Genomic DNA, 1086 nt, shown 5'->3' with positions numbered 1-1086 from the left:
CTGGAGAGCACCTCGACGTTCAGGCACAGCGACTGCATTTCCTTGATGAGGACCTTGAAGGACTCCGGAATGCCGGGCTCGGGAATGTTCTCGCCCTTGACGATGGCCTCGTAGACCTTCACGCGGCCGAGGACGTCGTCGGACTTGATGGTCAGGAGCTCCTGCAGGGCGTAGGCGGCGCCGTACGCCTCCAGCGCCCACACCTCCATCTCACCGAAGCGCTGGCCACCGAACTGGGCCTTACCGCCGAGCGGCTGCTGGGTGATCATGGAGTAGGGGCCGGTCGACCGAGCGTGAATCTTGTCGTCGACCAGGTGGAGCAGCTTGAGGATGTAGATGTAGCCGACCGAGATCGGGTACGGGAACGGCTCACCGGAGCGGCCGTCGAACAGCTGGGCCTTGCCGGTCTCCTGCACCATCCGGTCACCGTCGCGGTTGGCCACGGTGTTGCTGAGCAGGCCGACGATCTCCGACTCGTGGGCACCGTCGAAGACCGGGGTGGCCACGTTGGTGCGCGGGGCGACCTTGTCGAAGCCCTTCTCCCGCAACCGCTCGGCCCAGGCCTCCTGGATGCCGGAGATGTCCCAGCCGCGGGCGGCGATCCACCCGAGGTGGGTCTCCAGCACCTGGCCGACGTTCATCCGGCCGGGCACGCCCAGCGGGTTGAGGATGATGTCGACCGCGGTGCCGTCCTCCAGGAACGGCATGTCCTCGACCGGCAGGATCTTGGAGATGACACCCTTGTTGCCGTGCCGGCCGGCCAGCTTGTCACCGTCGGTGATCTTACGCTTCTGAGCCACGTAAACGCGGACCAGCTCGTTCACGCCAGGCGGTAGCTCGTCGCCCTCCTCACGGGAGAACACCCGAACCCCGATGACCTTGCCCTGCTCACCGTGCGGCACCTTCAGCGAGGTGTCACGGACCTCACGGGCCTTCTCACCGAAGATCGCGCGCAGCAGCCGCTCCTCCGGCGTCAGCTCGGTCTCCCCCTTCGGGGTGACCTTGCCCACCAGGATGTCACCCGGCACCACCTCGGCGCCGATGCGAATGATGCCCCGCTCGTCCAGGTCGGCCAGGACCTCCTCG

Annotated in this window: 1 protein-coding gene; it reads right to left on the bottom strand. The window is 66.7% G+C overall.

Annotation, left to right across the window (positions count from 1 at the left end):
- Window positions 1-1086, bottom strand: a 1086-nt coding sequence (locus tag ACTWPT_RS60025; protein ID WP_443186484.1) for a DNA-directed RNA polymerase subunit beta, incomplete at both ends; no start/stop codon positions are given.

Source organism: Nonomuraea sp. 3N208, from assembly GCF_052245935.1.
Classification (GTDB): domain Bacteria; phylum Actinomycetota; class Actinomycetes; order Streptosporangiales; family Streptosporangiaceae; genus Nonomuraea.
The sequence above is the reverse complement of the archived record's forward strand: the minus strand, read 5'-3'. Positions and strand labels throughout refer to the sequence as shown.